An 877-nucleotide genomic window follows, 5' to 3' on the forward strand; every position below is an offset into this window, starting at 1 on the left:
GTTTGGCGCATCTCATCTCTGGTCATTATTGGTTCGTATTGAATCGCTTCCACTTTCATCGAATGGAAGAAGCTCTCAACACAGGCATTGTCCCAGCAGTTTCCTTTCCTGCTCATACTTTGTTTTAGATTATAAGCAGTTATGAGGTCTCGATAATCTTTCGAGCAATACTGGCTACCACGATCACTATGAACAATAACTTCCTCTGGAAAGCCTCGACGGAACAGAGCCATTGATAATGCATCGCAGACCAGTGTTGCCATCATCTTCGTATCCATTGACCAACCAATTACTTGCCGTGATTAAAGGTCAATGATCACAGCCAAATACAACCAGCCTTCACTTGTGGCAAGATACGTGATATCGCCCGCCCATTTTTGACTCGGAGCCGTTGCAGTAAAGTCCTGAGCTAGCAAGTTCGGAGCTACAGGCATCTTATGTTTGCTGTCCGTTGTACACTTAAACTTGCGTGCCGCTTTCGGCGTTAAATCCTGACGCTTCATGCTGGCTGCAATGGTTTTAACATTATGGCTATTACCGTTCTCAGCGAGTTCTTTCTGGATACATCTTGAACCATCTCGACCTTTACTGTTGTCAAAAGCATCTTTGACCTTTGTATCAAGCTCTTGACGAATTGTCTCGCGCTGGATGGCCTTGTGGCGATGCTTAATCCAATAATAAAACCCACTTCGAGAAACCCTGAATACCTTAACCATGCGGACAACACTGAAGCACAGCAAGTGTTCAAGCATGAATTCATAGCAATCTACTTTAGATTTTTCGCGAAGTAGGTGGCGGCCTTTTTTACGATATCTAGCTCTTCTGCTTGTTCTGCCAACTGTCTTTTGAGTTTGGCTACTTCAGCAGCTAAGTCATC

Annotated in this window: 1 pseudogene; it reads right to left on the reverse strand. The window is 44.4% G+C overall.

What is annotated here, in order from left to right:
- Positions 1-877, reverse strand: a pseudogene (locus tag UF05_RS08530) (IS3 family transposase); the annotation flags it as partial.

It is taken from the genome of Vibrio sp. S457-15 (genome assembly GCF_000960545.1).
Classification (GTDB): domain Bacteria; phylum Pseudomonadota; class Gammaproteobacteria; order Enterobacterales; family Vibrionaceae; genus Vibrio; species Vibrio parahaemolyticus.